The following is a 16,755-nucleotide window of genomic DNA, read 5'->3' as shown; positions in this document are numbered from 1 at the left end:
ACCACAACCGTATGAAGCTTTCCACCGCGGCGGGTCGCACTCCCGCTCACGCGAGCGGGTCGCTTCGGTCATCCGAAGTCGTCGAGACCGGTCTGTGCGGGCCCGTCGCCCGCTCCCGTTCCCGTCGGCTCGCCGTGGTCGGCCGCGATCGACCGCGCGCCCGCTATCCCGCCCGACAGCGACGCGCGGCGGGCGATCGCCTCGTCGCCGAGGCGCGCCGCCGCCGCACCGTGGACGGCCCCGTAGCGCTCGCGGAACTCGCTGCGGGCCGCCTCGTAGTCGACGACGGGGTACGGGTAGTCCGCACCGATTTCGACGCCTACCTCGCGCTGGACCGCGAGCGGCGTCTTCTCGGGGGCGTCGAGGTGCGCGGCGGGCAGCGGTGCGAGCTCGGGAACCCACCGCGTGACGAACTCACCGCCCGGATCCTGGTCGCGAACCTGCTTGCGTGGATCGTACAATCGCAGCCCGGGGCGGCCGACCAGCCCGCACTGCGACTGCCACTGGGTGTAGTTGATCGCGGGGTCGCCGTCGATCAGGTGTTCGTGGAAGTGGTCGGCGCCGATCCGCCACGGCTGCTGGAGGACGTGGAAGTAGACGGAGGCGCACAGCGCCCGCATCCGGAAGTTGAGCCAGCCGGTCTCGCGCAGGCAGCGCATGCTCGCGTCGACCATGGGGAACCCCGTCTCGCCGCGCTTCCACGCCGCGACGAGGTCGGGGTCGTGACGGTCGCGATTGAACCCCTCGTACACCGGGTTCACCGCCCGGTCGAGCCACCCGGGCCAGTCGAGCAGCTTCTGGGCGTAGTGACGGTTCCAGAAGAGCCGGGAGACGAACATCGACTTCCCGCGCCCGTCCGGCGCGCGCTCGTCGACGTGCCGGTGGACCTCGCGGACGGAGAGACAGCCGAATCGGAGGTACGGGGAGAGCCCGCTCGTCCCGTCGCGGGCGTCGACCGGTGAGGAGATAGAGCCGGGGTACTCCGCAATCCGCTCCGTGAACGCGCGGAGCCGATCGCGCGCCGGTCCCCGCCCGCCGGTCGGAACGCGCGTCTTCGTCGGATCGACGCCGTAGGCGTCGCTCGCGCGGTCCGGGTCGACGCCCGTCTCGACGCCTTCGACCCCGACCGACCGGGGGTCCCAGTCGAACGGGTCGGCCGCGAGCCACGATTCGACGTGATCGCTCCAGCCGTCGCGGGGACGGTCCGCGTCCCGGACCAAGCCGTCGCCCTCGACGAACCGGACGCCGAGCCGCTCCCGGGCCCGCTCGTCCCGGCGTCGCCCGTACCGACCCGTCGGGGTCGCGGCCGCGACGACGTCCCAGCCGGCGTCGTCGAACCGCCCGAGGACGTCCAGCGGATCGCCGTGGGCGTACGTCAGCCCCGCACCGTCGACGTCGCGGTACTGCCGGTCGAGGTCGCGAAGGCAGTCGTGGAGGAACTCGATCCGGGCGTCGCAGGCCGCGCCGCGCTCGTCGTAGAAGGCCGGGTCGAAGACGAACAGCGGCAGGATCCGCTCCGACTCCGCCGCGGCCGCCGCGAGCGCCGGATGGTCCGAGATTCGCAGGTCTGCGCGGTGCCAGACGACGGTGCCCGGCGGCTCCGATTCGACCGCGGCCCGAACCCTCGCGGGCTCCGGCGCGGTCGGAAGCGGGGCGTCGTCGGACGAACCCATCTCGTCGTGAGGTTCGGCGCGTCCGGACAAGGGTCTGTCGGGGTCGTCGAGTCGTGCTCGGCCGGGTCCCCGGGAAACGTTCAAGGCGGTTCCGACGCCCGTTACAATCGGATGTCTGAGACCGAGGAATCCGACGTACTCCGCGAACTCGCGGAGCTCCCGACGTTTTCCAGTCCCCGAGTGTCGCCCGACGGCGAGACGGTCGCGCTCTACTACGACGTGACCGGCCGCAACGAACTCCACCTCCTCGACCCGTCCGACGGGTCGCTGACCCGACTGAGCGACGGCGATGTCCCGCGCTCCGTGCGGGCGGGCTTCGAGTGGGACCCGAGCGGCGACCGCCTCTTCTACCACCGCGACGAGGGCGGGAACGAGCAGCACGACGTGTGGGCGATGTCGCTCGACGGCGAGAGCGAACCCGTCGTCGAGATGGACGGCCAGACCCGCCTCCACGACGTGGGCGAGGACGGCGGGACGCTCCTGCTCGGCTCCAGCCGCGACGGGCAGATGAACCTCTACCGCCACGACGTACCGAGCGGCGAGACGACGAAGCTCGCCGACTACGAGCGAGCGGTCGCCGCCGGCGAGCTGTCGCCCGACGGCGACCGGATCGCGTACGCGACCAACGAGACGGACGCCTACGAGAACAGCGACGTCTACGTCGCAGACGCGGACGGCTCGAACGCGCGGAACCTCGAGATCGGTGACGTGGGCGCGGAGGCCGCGCCGATCGACTGGAGCCCCGACGGCGACCGCCTGCTCGTCGTCGACAACACGACCGACCTCGGTCGGAGCGGGATCGTCGACCTCTCGGGCGGGGTCGGCGGGGAGGGCGACGTCGACGTGACCTGGTTCGGCGGCGACGAGCTCGAGGAGTCGCCGAGCCACTTCCTGGACGGCGGCGACCGGTTCGTCGCGAGCCGGACGCGCGGCGCCGTGACGGTCCCGGTCGTCTACGACGCAGACACCGGCGAGGGTCGCGAGCTCGACTTCCCGGCCGGCGTCGCCAACGTGACGGAGGGGCGGCTGGCCGACGACCGCCTGCTCGCGTACCGGACCACGTCGAGCCGGCGGCCGGAGCTGGTCGCGTACGACCTCGACGCCGACGCGGCCGAGACGGTGTTCGAGGCCGAGTACGGCCCGTTCGATCCGGACGACTTCGTCGAGCCCGAGACGGTCTCGTTCGTCTCCGACGGCGTCCCCGAGACGCCGGCGCGGGCGGTCGACCACGACCCCTACGATGCGTTCGAGATCGAGGGGCTGCTGTTCGACTCCGGGCGACGGCCCTCGCCGCTGATCGTCAACCCCCACGGCGGCCCGCGGCACCACGACGCCCGACGGTTCAGCTACCGCGTCCAGTTCCTGCTCTCGCGCGGGTACTCCGTCCTCCAGGTGAACTACCGCGGCTCCACGGGACGCGGCCGGGAGTTCGTCCAGGAGCTGTACGACGACTGGGGCGGCGCCGAGCAGGGCGACGTGGCGACCGGCGCCGAGCACGTCCTCGACGAGCACGACTGGCTGGACGAGGACCGCGTCGTCGTGTACGGCGGCTCCTACGGCGGCTACTCCGCGAACTGGCAGATGGTCCAGTACCCGGACCTGTACGCCGCCGGGATCACGTGGGTCGGCGTGAGCGACCTGTTCGACATGTACGAAAACACCATGCCGCACTTCCGGACGGAGCTCATGGTGAAGAACCTCGGCGAGCCGGACGAGAACGAGGCCATTTACCGCGAGCGCAGCCCCGTCAACTACGTCGAGAACGTCGACGCGCCGCTCCTGATCGTCCACGGCGTCAACGACCCGCGGGTGCCCGTCTCGCAGGCGCGGATCCTCCGCGACGCGCTCGACGACGCCGGCTTCGAGGCGGGCGACGAGTACGAGTACGAGGAGCTCGGCGAGGAGGGCCACGGCTCCGGCGACATCGACCAGAAGATCCGCTCGCTGGAGCTGCTCGACGACTTCCTCGACCGCCGGATCGGCGCGGAGCGGACCGCGGTCGCGTCGCTGGACGACTGATCGCGCGGCGGGACTCCCGACTCGGAATGGAGGTACGCGACGCGACGCCGAGGGACGCCGAGGCCGTCCGGACCGTCCACTACGCGTCGATCGTCGGGCTCGGCCCGGAGGGATACGACGAGCGGCAGGTCCGAGCGTGGGCCGCCGGGTGCGGCGACGCGGACTACGCCGACGGGATCGACGCCGAGGACGCGGAGTGCGTCGTCGCCGAGCGCGACGGCGTCGTCGTGGGGTTCGGGACGCTGACCGCCGACCCTCCCGACGGCTACGAGGCCGACCCCGACGCGGAGGTGACCGCCGTCTACGTGCTTCCGGCGGTCGCCCGCGAGGGCGTCGGGTCGCGCCTCTACGAGGAGCTGGAGCGCCGCGCCCGCGAGCACGGCTTCGAGGCCGTGGGCCTGACGGCGTCCCTGCCGGCGGTTCCGTTCTACGAGGCGCACGGGTACGACCGGGTCGCCGAACGCGACCACGAGTTCTCTAGTCAAGAAGGGACGGGCGTGACCGGACGGGTCGTCGAGATGCGAAAGAAGTTGTAAACCGGCTGCGTTGCTGGTCGGAACGGTGCGGCGGAGCGGCGCTTACTCGCCCGTCTCGATCGGCGCGCCGACGAGGTTCCCCCACTCGGTCCACGAGCCGTCGTAGTTACGGACGTCGTCGTAGCCGAGCAGCTCGTGGAGCAGGAACCACTCGATCGACGAGCGCTCGCCGACGCGGCAGTAGGTGATCGTCGACTCGTCGCCGTCGACGCCGGCGTCGCCGTACAGCTCGCGGAGCTCGTCGGCGCTCTTGAACGTCCCGTCCTCGTTCAGCGTGGTGCCGATGGGTACGTTGCTCGCGCCGGGGATGTGACCGCCGCGCTGGGCGGTCTCGTTGAGCCCCTCGGGCGCGATGACCTCGCCGGAGAACTCCTCGGGCGAGCGGACGTCGACCATCGGAATCCCCTCCTCGATCGCCTTGTCGATGTCGTCCTTGTACGCGCGGACGCTCTCGAAGGGACCGCGGGCCTCGTAGTCGCGGGGCGTGAACTCGGGCTCCTCGGTCGAGAGCGGGTAGTCGTTCTCGACCCAGTACCCCTTCCCGCCGTCGATCACGCGGATGTCGTCGTGACCGTAGTACTTGTAGATCCAGTAGCCGAACAGCGCGAACCAGTTCGGGACGCGCCCGCCGCCGTAGACGACGACCGTCGTGTCGGCGTCGATGCCGCCCTCGCCGTTCCGGGCCGCGAAGTCCTCCTTCGAGACGATGTCGCGCTCCGTCTCGTCGGTGAACACGGCGTCCCACTCGAAGTTCAGCGCGCCGGGGATGTGGCCCTCCTCGTAGGGCGTGTACTCCGACTCGTCGGTGACGGTCGGGTTGTTGATCTCGACGAGCCGATGATCGGAGTCGTCGTCTTGGAACGTGTCGAGTCGCTCTTCGACCCAGTCCGCCGTGACGAGTACGTCTTCAGACATCACTTCATCTTACGTGCCCAACTACTTTTGAGGACCGGATAACGGAGGTCCTTGCCAGCGTCTCTGACGCCGCCGCGGCTCGCGACCGGCCTCGCCGCGGGGTCCGCCGACCCCTCCCCGGGCGTCCGCCATCGCCTAGCGGATCACCGTCACCGGGACGTCGGCCTTGTCGACGACGCTCTTCGCGACGCTGCCGACGACCTGCTCGCGCTCCTCTGAGAGCCCCCGGTGGCCGACGTAGATGGCATCGACGCCTTCCTCGGCCGCGTACTCGGCGATCGCGTCGGCCGGACGTCCGGTGAGCAGTTGGGTCTCCACGGTGATCGGCTCGTCGACCGCCGCCTCTGCGATGCTGCGAGCCCCCTCCAAGACGCCCTCTCCGGCCTCGACGGCGGCCTCCTCGCCCGGGAGGACGATCGTCCCGTCGACCAGCTCCGAGTCAGGCGTCAACACGTGGGCGATCTCGAGCGTCTCGTAGAACGCGACCGCCTGTCGCGCCGCGTACCGAACGGCTTCGTCGCTCTCCGCCGATCCGTCGGTCGCAACGAGGTAACTCATACGCGGAGATGGGTCCGAGAGACACATAATTCCTGTCGGGCGTTCCCGGCCGGCGAGTTCGCGGCCGATTCACTCTCTGCCGGCGTCGATCCCGGGACGAACGCGGTCGCCCTCGGAGGCGTGGATCGCGTCGAGCACCGCCTGAACGCGCGTCGCCTCCGCGAAGGAGACGAGGTCGCCGCCGTCGTCGTCGACGGCGGCCGCGAACTCGGTCAGGAGCGCGCTCACGGTGTCGCCGCGCTCGTCGACGAGCGGTTCCTCGTCGTCGCGCCCGCGGTTCCGGACGAGCCGGTACCACGCCGTCAGCGACAGCGACGCCTCGTCGCCGACGACCGTGATCGAGTTCTCCTCCTCGCCCGCGTGGTCGCACAGCAGGTCGATCGTTCCCCGGACCCCGTCGGCCCGGAACGTCCCGACCACGTCGGCCTCGTAGGCGTCCGGTCCCGAGTAGCCGACGTCCGCCGAAACGGCCTCGATCGGCCCGAACAGCTCCTGAACGCCGAACAGGAAGTGCGTCCCGACCTCGCGGAGCGGGCCGCCCTGCTCGCGCGACTCCAGCCACGCCACGTCCTGCCACTCGCGGGGCCACTCCGGGAACCGGAACCGGAGCTCGACCCGGCGCGGAGCGCCGATCTCGCCCGCGGCGACCGCCTCGCGGAGGCGGACGAACCCCGGCGTGTAGCGGAACGGGAGGTTCACGGCCGTGATCCGGTCGGTCTCCTCCGCGAGCGCGACGAGTTCCCGTCCCGTCTCCGCGTCCGCCGCGATCGGCTTCTCGCAGATGACGTGCTTGTCGGCCGCGAGCGCGTCGGCCACCACCTCGCGGTGGGCGAGCGGCGGCACGCCGACGTACACCGCGTCGAGGCCGTCGCGCTCGACGAGCGAGGCGTGGTCGGTCGTCGTCGCGGTGCGGTCGGTGCCGTGGTCGGTCGCGAGCGACGCCGCGCGGTCCGCGTCGAGGTCGCAGGCGGCGGCCAGTTCGTACCGGTCGTGGTCGTCTATCGCGGCGGCGAGGCGGTTCCCGATGACGCCGCAGCCGACGATCCCGATCTGTATCACGGCCGTCGAGAACGGGCGAGCGCGCTTGTAGCTTCGGGAGTCGGAACCGTCGCGGGACCGGTCGCGGACTGGGTCGCCCCTCAGGACTCGTCGAGCGGCCGCGCGACCATCTCGCCCCACGGCTCGAAGCCGTGGCGGTCGTAGAACCCCTTCGCGCGCTCGTTCGCGGGGTCGACGTCGAGAACCATACGGTCGAGCGGGAGGTCCTGATCGGCCGCGAGCGCGAGCGCGGCGTCCATCAGGTCGTCGGCGACGCCGGTCTCCCGATACTCGGGCGCGACGTAGATCTCGTTCAGCACCGCCGCGTCCCAGATCATCGACATGCGCTGGGGGAGGACGAAGACGTAGCCGACGACCTCGCTCCCGGAGTCCTCGGTCTCCTCCACCGCGACGGTCACGCATCGCGGATCGTCGTCATCGACGCAGCGGTCGACCCAGTCGAGCCAGCGGTCGCGGTACGCGTCGGTGAGCTTCCCCTCGTAGGCGGCCGCCTTCTCGTCGCCGCCGGTGGTCGCGCCGAGGCCACGCTCGAAGGCGCGCTTCAGCTCGTAGAGGCCGTCCGCGTCGCGCTCGCGGTCGTAGGGGCGGATTTCGGGGCTCACGCGTCGTCACCCAGCACGAACTCCGCGAGCGTCGGCACGAAGGTCCCGATGTCCGTGACCATCCCGATCGCCTGCGCCGAGCCGCGGTCGAGGAGCTGGGTGACGGTGGCGGGGTTGATGTCGACGCAGACGGTCTTCGTCGTCGACGGGAGGCAGTTCCCGACCGCGACCGAGTGGAGCAGCGTCGCGAGCATGATCACGATGTCGGCCTCGTGGGCCTGCTCGCGGATCGCGTCCTGCGCCTCCACCGCGTCGGTGATCGTGTCCGGCAGCGGGCCGTCGTCGCGGATCGACCCCGCCAGCACGGTGTCGACGTCGTTTCGCACGCACTCGTACATCACCCCCTCGGTGACGACGCCGTCCTCGACGGCGGCCTCGATCCCGCCCGCGCGGATGATCTCCGAGATGGTCCAGATGTGGTGTTTGTGACCCTTCCGCGGGTGTTCGAGCGTCTCGACGTTCATCCCGAGCGACGTGCCGTAGATGGAGCGCTCCAGGTCGTGGGTGGCGAACCCGTTGCCCGCGGAGAGCGCGTCGACGTAGCCCGCGGCGACCAGGTCCGCGAGCGCGTCGCCGGCCCCCGAGTGGATCACCGCGGGGCCGGCGACGACCATCACGTTGCCGCCCTCGTCTTTCACCGCGCGCAGCTCCTCGGCGACCTCGCGGATAGTCGATTCCGAGGGGCGCTCGGCGGAGACGCCGCCCTGCATGAAGCCGAACGCGCCGCCGCCGCTCCGCGGGCGCTCGGGGGGGTTCACTCGGATCCCCGACTGGTCGGTGGCGACGAGGTCGCCCTCCTCGACCGCGTTGAGGGTCTTCGTGTAGGCTCGCGGAGAGCCGTCCTCGCCTCGCGAGGCGTCCGCTCGGTTCCCCTCGCCGGCGTCCGCTGCCGGGTCGGGGTCCACCACCAGCGCGCAGTCCATCTCGATCCGCTCGACCGCGATCCACTCGCCGTCGTACAGCACCTCGGTCGGGTGGTTCGTCGTCGAGTAGAAGTCCGGCGGGACCACCCTGTCCGCGGGCGCCGCGACGAGGTCCACCTCGGAGGGGTCCTCGAGCACCGCGCCGTTCTGGTGGAGCTCGTGGAGGATGTCCCGCAGCGTCTCGGGGTCGTCCGCGGAGACGGTCAGCCGGCAGTACGACTCCTCGGTCTCGTGTTTCCCGACGTCGAACCGCTCGACGTCGAACGAGCCGCCGAGGTCCATCACTGCGCCGAAGCAGCGCTGTATCGTGCCGCTGTCGATGATGTGGCCCTCGAGTTCGACGGTCCGCGAGTGGGTCATACGGAGGCGTCGCGCCCGCCCGGGAAACCGGTTTCCCTCGGCCGAGAGGGGACCGCCGCCGGCGACCGCGGCGGTAGTCGGCCGGCCGCCTCAGATCAGCCCCAGCGCGGTGAGGATCTGGTTGCCGAAGATCATCGCGATCAGCCCGGCCAGCATCACGAGCCCGGACGAGACCGTGATCGTCCGTACCGCGGCGTGTCGGTCGCTGATCGGCACCCGGCTGATCACCGCCTCGGCGACCATCCGGAGGATGCGGCCGCCGTCGAGGGGGAACGCCGGCAGGCAGTTGAAAAGCGCCAGCTGGATGTTGATCCACCCCGACCAGAAGAGGAGGTTCGCGAGCAGGAAGGTCCCGCCGCCGAGCGCCGCGAGCGGCCCCTCGACCACGAAGAAGTTGGTCACCTCGCCCGTGAACCCCGCGAAGTTGAACGGGAGCCCGAACAGGCTGCCGAGCGGGAGGATGAGCGCGACGAACACGAGGCCGAGCGGCGACTCGGTGACCCCGCCGAGCGGGATCCCGTCCGCGGCCTCCGCGCCGCCGTCGCCGCCGAGGAGTTCGAGGTACGCGCCCGCGGGGTACTCGGAGACGCCCACGTCGTCGAGCGCGAGCCCGCTCATCCCGGGGAAGACGCTGACCCCGATGAACCCGCCGCCGCGGTTCGGGTGCGCGGCGAGTTCCACGTCGTACGTCTCGCGCTCGCCGTCGGCGTCGTACACCGTGACGGGGACGGTCTCGCCCGGATCGCGGTCGACGAGAACGGCCGAGAGCGCCTCGTTGTCGACGACGCGCTCGCCGTCGACCGAGACGATCGTCAGCGGCTCGCCGAGTGGAGCGCCCTCGTCGTGGATCGGGCCCCCCTCCTGAACGCCGAGGACGTATGCGCCGATTGGCACGTCAGAGACGGTGACCGCGGCCTCGCCGTCAGCCGTTTCGACCCCCGACGCGTTCTCGGCGCCGGGCGCGTCGCGGACCTGTTCGAGGACGGTCGAGTTCCCGGTCACCGTCAGCGACACGCGCTCGGCGTCGCCGACCGCGGCGAAGAACGCCGACTCGGTGGCGACGGGCTCGCCGTTCACGGCCGCGATGGTCACGGGCGATTCCGCGATCATGACCCCGAGGGGGTTGCCGCCGGCGGAGCCGACAACCTGTAGCTCGCGGTCGACCGTCACCGTCTCGCGGGTCTCGCCGCCGTCGACGGTGAGCGCGACCGACTCCCCGGCGTCGGCGATCGCGGCCTCGAACTCGGCGCTCGTCTCGATCGGGGTTCCCGCGACCTCGACGATCCGGTCGCCCTGCGAGAGGTCCGCAGCGGCCGCCGGGGAGCCGGGGTTCACCTCCCCGACCGCGTAGCCCGCCGCGGGCGAGATGGCGCCGACGACGGGGCCGAAGAGGAGCGCGAAGACGACGATCGTCAGCACCGTGTTCGCGGTGACGCCGGCCGCGAACATCCGGGCGCGGGCGCCGCGGGAGGCCTCCTGGGTCGCCTCCTCGTCGGGTTCGACGAACGCGCCCACCGGGAGCAGCGCGAAGAAGACGAGTCCCATCGAGTCGATGTCGATGTCCTCGACCCGGCAGAGGAGGCCGTGGGCCCCCTCGTGGATCACCATCGCGCCGGCGAGCCCGGCGACGATCTCGGGGGCGACCGACAGCGGGAGGAAGTCGTTGACGCCGGGGATGATGAGGAAGTTCTGCGGCTGCTGGATCGCGGCGGGCTGCGCGTTCGTGAACGCCGACCGCGCCGACGAGAGGATGAGCGCGAACGACGCCACCATCGCCACCAAGGCCCCCCCGAGCCCGAGGTTGGCGACCGCGCGCCAGAACCGCTTCGGGGCCGCGAGTCGGCCGAGGAAGGCGCGCCCGCGGAGCGTCCGGAGGGTCAACACGGGGCCGGAGACCCTGAACGCGTCCGGGAGGACCCCCCGGTTCCGCAGCCACATCGCGACCGCGGAGTACGCGAGGATCCCCGTCAGCACCCAGAACAGCGTGTTCATTACGAGCGGGTTAGGTTCGGCCGTCCCTAAGACGTTCGGTTCCCGGAATCCCGGCGGGTCGCCGTCGCGGGCGGCGAGGACTGATACGCCTCCCGCTCGTGTGGCGACGTATGACCGACGCGGACCGAACCCGTACGGAGGAGCCCGCGGACGATTCCGGCGACCCCGACGGCCCCGAGCGGTCGTTCGCGCCGCTGATGGGCGCGACGTACGTCACTGCCGGGGTCGCGCACTTTCTGATCCCCGAGCGCTTCGCGGAGGCGGTTCCGCCGTCGTTCCCGCGGCCGGTCGGGCTGGTGTACCTCTCCGGGATCGCCGAGATCCTCCTCGGGATCGGGGTCGCGTGGCCTCGGACGCGGCGCCCGTCGGCGTGGGGGATCGTCGCCCTCCTCGTAGCGGTGTTCCCGGCCAACGTCCACCTCGCTCGCGGCGACGTCATCGAGGACCTCGTCCCGGACCGGCTCGCCGGCCCGGCGCGGCTCGCGGCGTGGGTCCGCCTCCCGTTCCAGGCGGTCCTGATCGGCTGGGCGCTGCGGTACGCGCGCGCCGACGAGGCGGAGTCGACGGCGGCGGAGGCGTGAGGCTGACGCCCGCGGCGCGGCCGCGAACTCAACACCCAAGTACCCCCCGTTCCAACCGTGGCCCATGATGGCGCTCATCGACTTCGTCTCCCGGCTGGTCGGCGACATCGGGCGGTTCGTCGACATCTTCCTGAACGACCTGATCCTCGGCGCGGGCGACCCGCTCTCGGCGCTGCTCGTCGTCGTCGGACAGGTCCTGCTCGTCGCGTCCGTCGGCGTGCTCGGGTACGCGGCGGTCGGCGCGCTGCTCGGCGAAATCGGCGTGGACCTCCCCTCGCTCGGCGGGCGCGGGCGCTCGGAGTAGCGCCCCGGGATCGCGGTCCGGGCCCCCGTCCGTCTCCTCAGTCGTCGTCGACGCCGGCGGCCCGCGGGGTCCCGACGCGGCGCTCCGGACCGCCGATCGAACCCGCGGCTCCGCCCGTTCCGTCCGGGACCTCGAACTCGTTCAGCCGCGCCAGCAGCCGGTCGGACTGGTCCGAGAGGGCGTGGACACGCTCGGTCACCTCGGAGACGGTCGCGGTCTGCTGCTCGGCCGCGGCCGCGACGGTCTCCGCCTCGGTCGCGGTCTGTCCGCTCACGGAGGCGACCCCGTCGACCATGTCGACGACCTCCTGGGTCGTGCGCGCCTGGTCGTCGGTCGCGTCGCTGATCTCCTGGACGGTCTCGTCGACGGTCGTCACCTCCTCGACGACCCCCTCGAACTCCCGCAGCGTCGACTCGATCGTCTCGACGCCGTCCGCGACCTGCGCCTCCATCGCCTCGGCGTCGGCCGCGGTCTCCGCCGACGCCTCCTGAACCGCCTCGATGCGCCCAGATATCTCCGCCGCGGACTCGCGGGTCTCCTCCGCGAGCGACTTCACCTCGTCCGCGACGACCGCGAACCCGTCGCCGGAGCCGTCGGCGCGCGCCGCCTCGATGGAGGCGTTCAGCGCGAGCAGGTTGGTCTCCTCCGCGATCTCGTCGATCACGGCCGCGATCTCGTCGATCTCGCCGACCCGATCTGCGAGGTCGGTGACCGCGGCCGCCGTCTCGCCGATACGGGATTCGAGCGCCTCCAGCTCCGCGATCGCCTCGGCGGCCTCCTCGCGGCCGGACCGACCCCGCTCGGCCGCGTCGCGGGCGGTCTCTGCGGCGTCGTCCGCGCTCGCCGCGATCTCCTCGACGGTCGCTGACAGCGTGTTCATCTCGGCGGCGATCGCCTCCAGCTCGTCGGTCTGTTCGGCCGCGCCGTCTGAGATCTCCTGGACCGAGCCGGCCACCTCGCCGCTCGCGTCGTCGACCTCGTCCATGCTCGCGCGCACCTCGTCCGCGGTGCCGGCCACGTCCGCCGTGAACGCGCCGACGTCGCCGAGCGTCTCGCCCAGCGTCGCGACGAGCCGGTTGTAGTTGTCGACGAGTTCGGCGTAGCGGTCCTCGTCGGTCGCCAGCGCCTCGTCGTCGATCGTCGCCGTCAGGTCGCCGTCCTGCGCGCGCTCCGCGGCGTCGCCGAAGGCGTCGACGAGCGCCTCCATCTCGGTGGTGTACGCGGCGAGGTTCCCGGCCATCTCGTCGAGCGACGCGCCGAAGGAGCCGGGGACCGCCTCGTCGAGCGCCGGGTCGTCGAACTCCTGGGCCGCGAGCGCCTCCGCCTGCGCGGAGACGGTCGTGAGGTATCGGTGGACCTCGTCGAACGCGCCGACGAGGTTCCCGATCTCGTCGGGCTGGGTCGGATCGAGGGCGTCGGCGGTCCCCCCGTCTCTCCCGTCGAGCTCCCCCGCGGCGATCGCCTCCGCCTCGCGTTCGAGCGCGCGGATCGGGGCGGCGAAGTCGCGCCGGACGATGAGCAGCGTGTTGTAGATTGCGACGACGGCCCCGAGGAACAGCGCCCCGGAGGCGACGTACGCGGCGGTCCCGGAGACGACGAACTGCGTGAGGAAGATGCCGACGGTGACGAGGAACTGGATGCCGACCGCCGTGGCGACCTTGCGCTCTATCGACTCGGAGACGCCGAGCGCGTCCATCGTCCGCCACAGGAGGGCCTCGTACCGCCCGCGTATCCCGGGGCGGCGCCGTCGTGTCGTGGACATGTTCGGACCTCGACGAGAGCGGGTTATGAACCTCCCGCCGAGGTTATCACGACCGATTCCCGATTGTCAGGGGGTGAGAATCCGCCGCCCGTGAGGGGGCGACCGGGAACGGGCGGCGGGCGGTCACGGCGTCGCGGCGCCTCAGAACAGTCCGTCGACCGCCTCGGCCGCGAGGTCGACGGCGCTCTCCAAGTCGGGTCCGAGCGGCGACCCGACCACGAGCCCGTCGGCGTGTTCGGCGACGGCGGCGGCGCGCTCGCGGACGGTCTCGGGGGTGCCGGCCATGCAGAACGCGTCGACCATCGCGGGCGTCACGCGCTCGAACGCGGCCGAGAACTCGCCGGCGGAGACGCGCTCGCCGATCTCGCTCGCCGCGTCCGAGTCGATCCCGTGGCGCTTCAGGACGGGGGGGGCCGCACCCGCGGCGATGAACGCGACCGGCGGGCGGGCGGCCTCGCGGGCGGCGGCCTCGCTCTCGGCGACCGACACCGCGGCGTAGGCGATCAGGTCGAACTCGCCCCGGCGGTCGGGGCGATCCGCGAGGCCGTCGTCGACCTGCTCGCGGGCCCACGCGAGGTCCTTCGGATGCGAGCCGTTGTACAGCAGTCCGTCGGCGTGTTTCGCCGCCATCCGGCACATGTGCGGCCCCTCGCCGCCGACGTGAACCGGGACGTCGGCGCCCTGCGGAGGCTCGTAGTTGAGCCCCGCGTCCGCGGCGTCGAAGGTCCCCTCGTGGTCGACGCGCTCGCCGGCCCACAGCTTCTGTGCGGTCTTGAACGCCTCCAGCACGGGACGGAGTCCGCGCTCGTCTTCGAGTCCGAGGTTTTTGAGCGTCGAGGGGTCGCCGGGGCCGATACCGAGGACGGCGCGCCCCTCCGACAGCTCGTCGAGGGTGGCGACCTTCGAGGCGAGCGTCACGGGGTGGGTCTCGGAGGGGTTCGCGACGCCCGGGCCGAGCCGGACCGAGTCGGTGGCGGCCGCGAGCCGCGAGAGGAACGCCCACGGGTCGCGGTTGTTGTAGTGACACGTCGAGTAGACGGCGTCGTAGCCGGCGTCCTCGGCGCGGACGCCGAGGTCGACGAGGCGGGACAACTCGTGTTCGGGGGTGAGTTCGATGCCGAGCATAGTTACTCCTCGTAGCTCCAGTCGCGCAGCGCCTGCCGGACGAAGTCGCCCTCGACCTCGCGGAAGTGTTCGTCCGAGCCGTCGTGGTCGCCGAACGCCCAGTCGCGGACGACGACGACCGGGGTGCCCCCGTCGCCCTCGCCGGCGACGAGGTTGGCGGCGGCGGCGAGCTCGTCGACCACGTTCTGGACGGTGACGCCCATCTCGCGGCCGTCGCGGTCGCGTTCGCCGCGCCAGTCGCGGCTCGCGGGCATTCCCGCCCACCCGATCGCGACCCCGCGCTGGCCGTGTCTGAAGGGGCGGCCGCAGGTGTCGCTGACGACGACGCGGTCGGCCGCGATCCCCTCGCGGATCCGCTCGGCGCTCTCGGAGGGCCGTTCCGGGAGCAGCAGCAGGTCGCCGTCGGGGACGTTCGAGCGGTCGATGCCCGCGTTGACGCCGATATGCCCGAAGCGGGTCGCGGTGAGGAGGAACGGCGCTTCGGTGATCAGCTCCGTCGACTCCTCGATGACGGCCTGCGCGAAGCGCGGGTCCTTCTCCTCGCCCGCGATTTCGGCGAGGCGGTCGGCGACCGCCTCCGCTCGCGGGCTCGCCGGGAAGTCAGCGAGGTCGAAGACGCGCCCCTCGGCCTTCGAGACGACCGTGCTGGCGACGACGACCACGTCGTCCGCACGGAGGTCGACGCGCTCGTCGATCATCGCCGCGAGGTCGTCTCCCTCCCTAATCTCCGGGAGGTCCGGGACCGCGAACACCTCCATACATGTACCTGCGCGGCGACGAGGAAAAACCCCGCCGGTACCGGGCCAGCTTGACGGTATCCGGCGGGGTTTGAAGCTCCCCAAGTCGGCGCGACGCGGCTCGGAGCGAACCACGAAGTAAGAGTTCGAGATCGAATACGAGAATCGGATTCGAAAATCAATAATTACTCGTGTACGTGCCACTCCGCGTCTGTAGAGTAAACGGATATTAGGATATCCCCGGAATAATGAATCACTTAGCCGAACTGTTTTCCGTGGTGAGGTGAGACCGTCGCGTGTAATGTGTGAGCAATCGACGGAAGACGAATCGATGCCGATCGGGACGCGGACCCGCGTCCCGTCGGAAACCGACGACGACGAGCCGATCGTGACGCGGACCCGCGCCCCGTGACGGGCCGCGGGCCTCGGCTTCCCTCATTTTTGCGCGGTAACCGGTCACCGTCCGCACGGCTTATGTCCGGCTCCGCCGAACCCGAGGTGTGGACCTCCACGTCCGGTACGAGGGCGACGACGACCCCGAGAAGTGTACGGCCCGGAAGCTCTCGCGCTTCGACCTCGCGGAGCTTCACCGCTCGGACCGGGCCACGCCGTACGGAGTCGTCCTTAACCCCCACGCGGAGCGGGCGCTCTCGCCCGCGGACGCCGAGATGGCTCGCGAGAACGCGCTCGTCGCGCTCGACTGCTCGTGGGAGTCGGCCGGCGAGAAGCAGTTCACGCTCCCGGGCGAACACCGCGCGCTGCCGTACCTCGTCGCCGCGAACCCCGTGAACTTCGGGCGGCCGATGCGGCTCACCACCGTCGAGGCGTTCGCGGCCGCGCTGATAATCCTCGGCGAGCGCGACCACGCGGAGCGCGTCCTCGCGAAGTTCACGTGGGGCGAGACGTTCCTCGAACTCAACGCGGAGCCGCTCCGGCGGTACGCCGACTGCGAGGACTCGTCGGAGATCGTCGCGGTCCAGCAGGAGTACCTCGACCGCGAGTAGCCCCGACGCGGTCCGACCCCTCCCGCGCCGATACCGGCACCGAACGGGGTCGCGACAAGCCTTTTGCGTGAATCGACCGTACGACGTGACGATGGTATCCACAGGCGACGCCGCACCCACGTTCACCGCGACGATCGGGACGAGCGACCACGAGCCGTTCGACCTCGACGACCACGTCGGCGACGGGCCGGTCGTGCTCGCGTTCTTCCCCGGCGCGTTCACGCCGCCGTGTACGAACGAGATGATCGCGTTCCAGGAACGCGCCGACGCGTTCGAGAGGGCCGGCGCCACCCTGCTCGGGATCAGCGCCGACTCGCCGTTCTCGCAGGGCGCGTTCCGCGAGGAACACGGCATCGAGTTCGACCTCGTGAGCGACATGGCCGGCGACGCGATCAGGGCGTACGACCTCGAGATCGACATCGCCGAGCTCGGGCTCCACGGGATCGCGAACCGCGCCGTGTTCGTGATCGACGACGACGGCCAGGTCGTCTACGACTGGGTCGCCGACGACCCGACGAACGAACCCGACTACGACGCGGTCCTCGACGCCGTCGAGAGCGCTTCATAAGCGACTGGTAGCGGAGTAGTCGGTTCCGGTACCGTTC

General features: G+C 71.2%; 16 protein-coding genes. 6 read left to right on the top strand and 10 right to left on the bottom strand.

Annotated features, from left to right (window positions below; translation table 11 throughout):
- Positions 1–68 precede the first annotated feature (68 nt).
- Positions 69–1,673: a cryptochrome/deoxyribodipyrimidine photo-lyase family protein gene (locus tag EXE42_RS08050; RefSeq protein WP_137706282.1), complete on the bottom strand. Its 1,605-nt coding sequence runs from the start codon at positions 1,671–1,673 to the stop codon at positions 69–71.
- A 111-nt stretch (positions 1,674–1,784) separates the two neighbouring features.
- On the opposite strand from EXE42_RS08050, the gene EXE42_RS08045 reads away from it, so the two are divergent.
- Entirely contained in the window at positions 1,785–3,692 is a 1,908-nt protein-coding gene (locus EXE42_RS08045; RefSeq protein ID WP_137706281.1) for a prolyl oligopeptidase family serine peptidase, read from the top strand.
- A gap of 26 nt (positions 3,693–3,718) precedes the next feature.
- The gene (locus tag EXE42_RS08040; RefSeq protein WP_137706280.1) at positions 3,719–4,228 is read left to right on the top strand and encodes a GNAT family N-acetyltransferase; all 510 of its coding nucleotides are present in this window, start codon (positions 3,719–3,721) and stop codon (positions 4,226–4,228) included.
- 42 nt (positions 4,229–4,270) lie between these two features.
- Here EXE42_RS08040 and EXE42_RS08035 read toward each other — a convergent pair whose 3' ends face one another.
- The 6 genes from EXE42_RS08035 to EXE42_RS08010 all read right to left on the bottom strand — a co-directional run bounded on the left by EXE42_RS08035 (position 4,271) and on the right by EXE42_RS08010 (position 10,637).
- Positions 4,271–5,143 (bottom strand): sulfurtransferase, encoded by an 873-nt coding sequence (locus EXE42_RS08035; RefSeq protein ID WP_092923985.1) that lies wholly within the window; start codon positions 5,141–5,143, stop codon positions 4,271–4,273.
- 135 nt (positions 5,144–5,278) lie between these two features.
- Positions 5,279–5,701 carry a universal stress protein gene (locus tag EXE42_RS08030; protein ID WP_092923983.1) on the bottom strand — a complete coding sequence of 141 codons (423 nt, stop codon included), beginning with the start codon at positions 5,699–5,701 and terminating at the stop codon, positions 5,279–5,281.
- 69 nt (positions 5,702–5,770) lie between these two features.
- Positions 5,771–6,760 (bottom strand): Gfo/Idh/MocA family protein, encoded by a 990-nt coding sequence (locus EXE42_RS08025; RefSeq protein WP_137706279.1) that lies wholly within the window; start codon positions 6,758–6,760, stop codon positions 5,771–5,773.
- Between the two features lie 80 nt (positions 6,761–6,840).
- Positions 6,841–7,362: a GNAT family N-acetyltransferase gene (locus EXE42_RS08020; protein ID WP_137706278.1), complete on the bottom strand. Its 522-nt coding sequence runs from the start codon at positions 7,360–7,362 to the stop codon at positions 6,841–6,843.
- Positions 7,359–8,645, bottom strand: a complete 1,287-nt coding sequence (locus EXE42_RS08015; protein WP_137693559.1) for a TIGR00300 family protein — start codon at positions 8,643–8,645, stop codon at positions 7,359–7,361. The genes EXE42_RS08020 and EXE42_RS08015 overlap by 4 nt, the downstream gene beginning before the upstream one ends.
- A 90-nt stretch (positions 8,646–8,735) precedes the next feature.
- On the bottom strand, positions 8,736–10,637 hold the full coding sequence (locus EXE42_RS08010) for a site-2 protease family protein (RefSeq protein WP_137693560.1): 1,902 nt from the start codon (positions 10,635–10,637) through the stop codon (positions 8,736–8,738).
- A gap of 110 nt (positions 10,638–10,747) precedes the next feature.
- On the opposite strand from EXE42_RS08010, the gene EXE42_RS08005 reads away from it, so the two are divergent.
- Both EXE42_RS08005 and EXE42_RS08000 read left to right on the top strand, forming a co-directional pair.
- Entirely contained in the window at positions 10,748–11,218 is a 471-nt protein-coding gene (locus tag EXE42_RS08005) for a DoxX family membrane protein (protein WP_092923968.1), read from the top strand.
- A gap of 64 nt (positions 11,219–11,282) precedes the next feature.
- Positions 11,283–11,522: a hypothetical protein gene (locus EXE42_RS08000; RefSeq protein WP_092923965.1), complete on the top strand. Its 240-nt coding sequence runs from the start codon at positions 11,283–11,285 to the stop codon at positions 11,520–11,522.
- Positions 11,523–11,559: 37 nt separating this feature from the next.
- On the opposite strand, the gene EXE42_RS07995 is transcribed toward EXE42_RS08000, so the two are convergent.
- The 3 genes from EXE42_RS07995 to EXE42_RS07985 form a co-directional block, all read right to left on the bottom strand.
- The gene (locus EXE42_RS07995; RefSeq protein ID WP_137706316.1) at positions 11,560–13,218 is read right to left on the bottom strand and encodes a methyl-accepting chemotaxis protein; all 1,659 of its coding nucleotides are present in this window, start codon (positions 13,216–13,218) and stop codon (positions 11,560–11,562) included.
- 207 nt (positions 13,219–13,425) lie between these two features.
- Positions 13,426–14,409: a 5,10-methylenetetrahydromethanopterin reductase gene (locus EXE42_RS07990; RefSeq protein ID WP_092923962.1), complete on the bottom strand. Its 984-nt coding sequence runs from the start codon at positions 14,407–14,409 to the stop codon at positions 13,426–13,428.
- A 2-nt stretch (positions 14,410–14,411) separates the two neighbouring features.
- The gene (locus tag EXE42_RS07985; protein ID WP_137706277.1) at positions 14,412–15,167 is read right to left on the bottom strand and encodes a coenzyme F420-0:L-glutamate ligase; all 756 of its coding nucleotides are present in this window, start codon (positions 15,165–15,167) and stop codon (positions 14,412–14,414) included.
- A gap of 479 nt (positions 15,168–15,646) precedes the next feature.
- Between EXE42_RS07985 and EXE42_RS07980 the strand changes: the two genes are divergently transcribed.
- Together EXE42_RS07980 and EXE42_RS07975 are read left to right on the top strand one after the other, a co-directional pair.
- Complete coding sequence (locus tag EXE42_RS07980) at positions 15,647–16,150, top strand: DUF367 family protein (RefSeq protein ID WP_092923956.1); 504 nt, start codon at positions 15,647–15,649, stop codon at positions 16,148–16,150.
- 91 nt (positions 16,151–16,241) lie between these two features.
- On the top strand, positions 16,242–16,718 hold the full coding sequence (locus tag EXE42_RS07975; RefSeq protein WP_137706276.1) for a redoxin domain-containing protein: 477 nt from the start codon (positions 16,242–16,244) through the stop codon (positions 16,716–16,718).
- The last annotated feature ends 37 nt before the right edge of the window (positions 16,719–16,755 follow it).

This window comes from Halorubrum sp. SP3, assembly GCF_005435195.1.
Lineage (GTDB): Archaea > Halobacteriota > Halobacteria > Halobacteriales > Haloferacaceae > Halorubrum > Halorubrum sodomense.
The sequence above is the reverse complement of the archived record's forward strand: the minus strand, read 5'-3'. Positions and strand labels throughout refer to the sequence as shown.

Coding starts and splice junctions, on each gene's coding strand:
- EXE42_RS08050 (WP_137706282.1), bottom strand. CDS start 1,673: ATGGGTTCGTCCGACGACGCCCCGCTTCCGACCGCGCCGGAGCCCGCG.
- EXE42_RS08045 (WP_137706281.1), top strand. CDS start 1,785: ATGTCTGAGACCGAGGAATCCGACGTACTCCGCGAACTCGCGGAGCTC.
- EXE42_RS08040 (WP_137706280.1), top strand. CDS start 3,719: ATGGAGGTACGCGACGCGACGCCGAGGGACGCCGAGGCCGTCCGGACC.
- EXE42_RS08035 (WP_092923985.1), bottom strand. CDS start 5,143: ATGTCTGAAGACGTACTCGTCACGGCGGACTGGGTCGAAGAGCGACTC.
- EXE42_RS08030 (WP_092923983.1), bottom strand. CDS start 5,701: ATGAGTTACCTCGTTGCGACCGACGGATCGGCGGAGAGCGACGAAGCC.
- EXE42_RS08015 (WP_137693559.1), bottom strand. CDS start 8,645: ATGACCCACTCGCGGACCGTCGAACTCGAGGGCCACATCATCGACAGC.
- EXE42_RS08010 (WP_137693560.1), bottom strand. CDS start 10,637: ATGAACACGCTGTTCTGGGTGCTGACGGGGATCCTCGCGTACTCCGCG.
- EXE42_RS08005 (WP_092923968.1), top strand. CDS start 10,748: ATGACCGACGCGGACCGAACCCGTACGGAGGAGCCCGCGGACGATTCC.
- EXE42_RS08000 (WP_092923965.1), top strand. CDS start 11,283: ATGATGGCGCTCATCGACTTCGTCTCCCGGCTGGTCGGCGACATCGGG.
- EXE42_RS07995 (WP_137706316.1), bottom strand. CDS start 13,218: ATGGACGCGCTCGGCGTCTCCGAGTCGATAGAGCGCAAGGTCGCCACG.
- EXE42_RS07990 (WP_092923962.1), bottom strand. CDS start 14,409: ATGCTCGGCATCGAACTCACCCCCGAACACGAGTTGTCCCGCCTCGTC.
- EXE42_RS07985 (WP_137706277.1), bottom strand. CDS start 15,167: ATGGAGGTGTTCGCGGTCCCGGACCTCCCGGAGATTAGGGAGGGAGAC.
- EXE42_RS07975 (WP_137706276.1), top strand. CDS start 16,242: ATGGTATCCACAGGCGACGCCGCACCCACGTTCACCGCGACGATCGGG.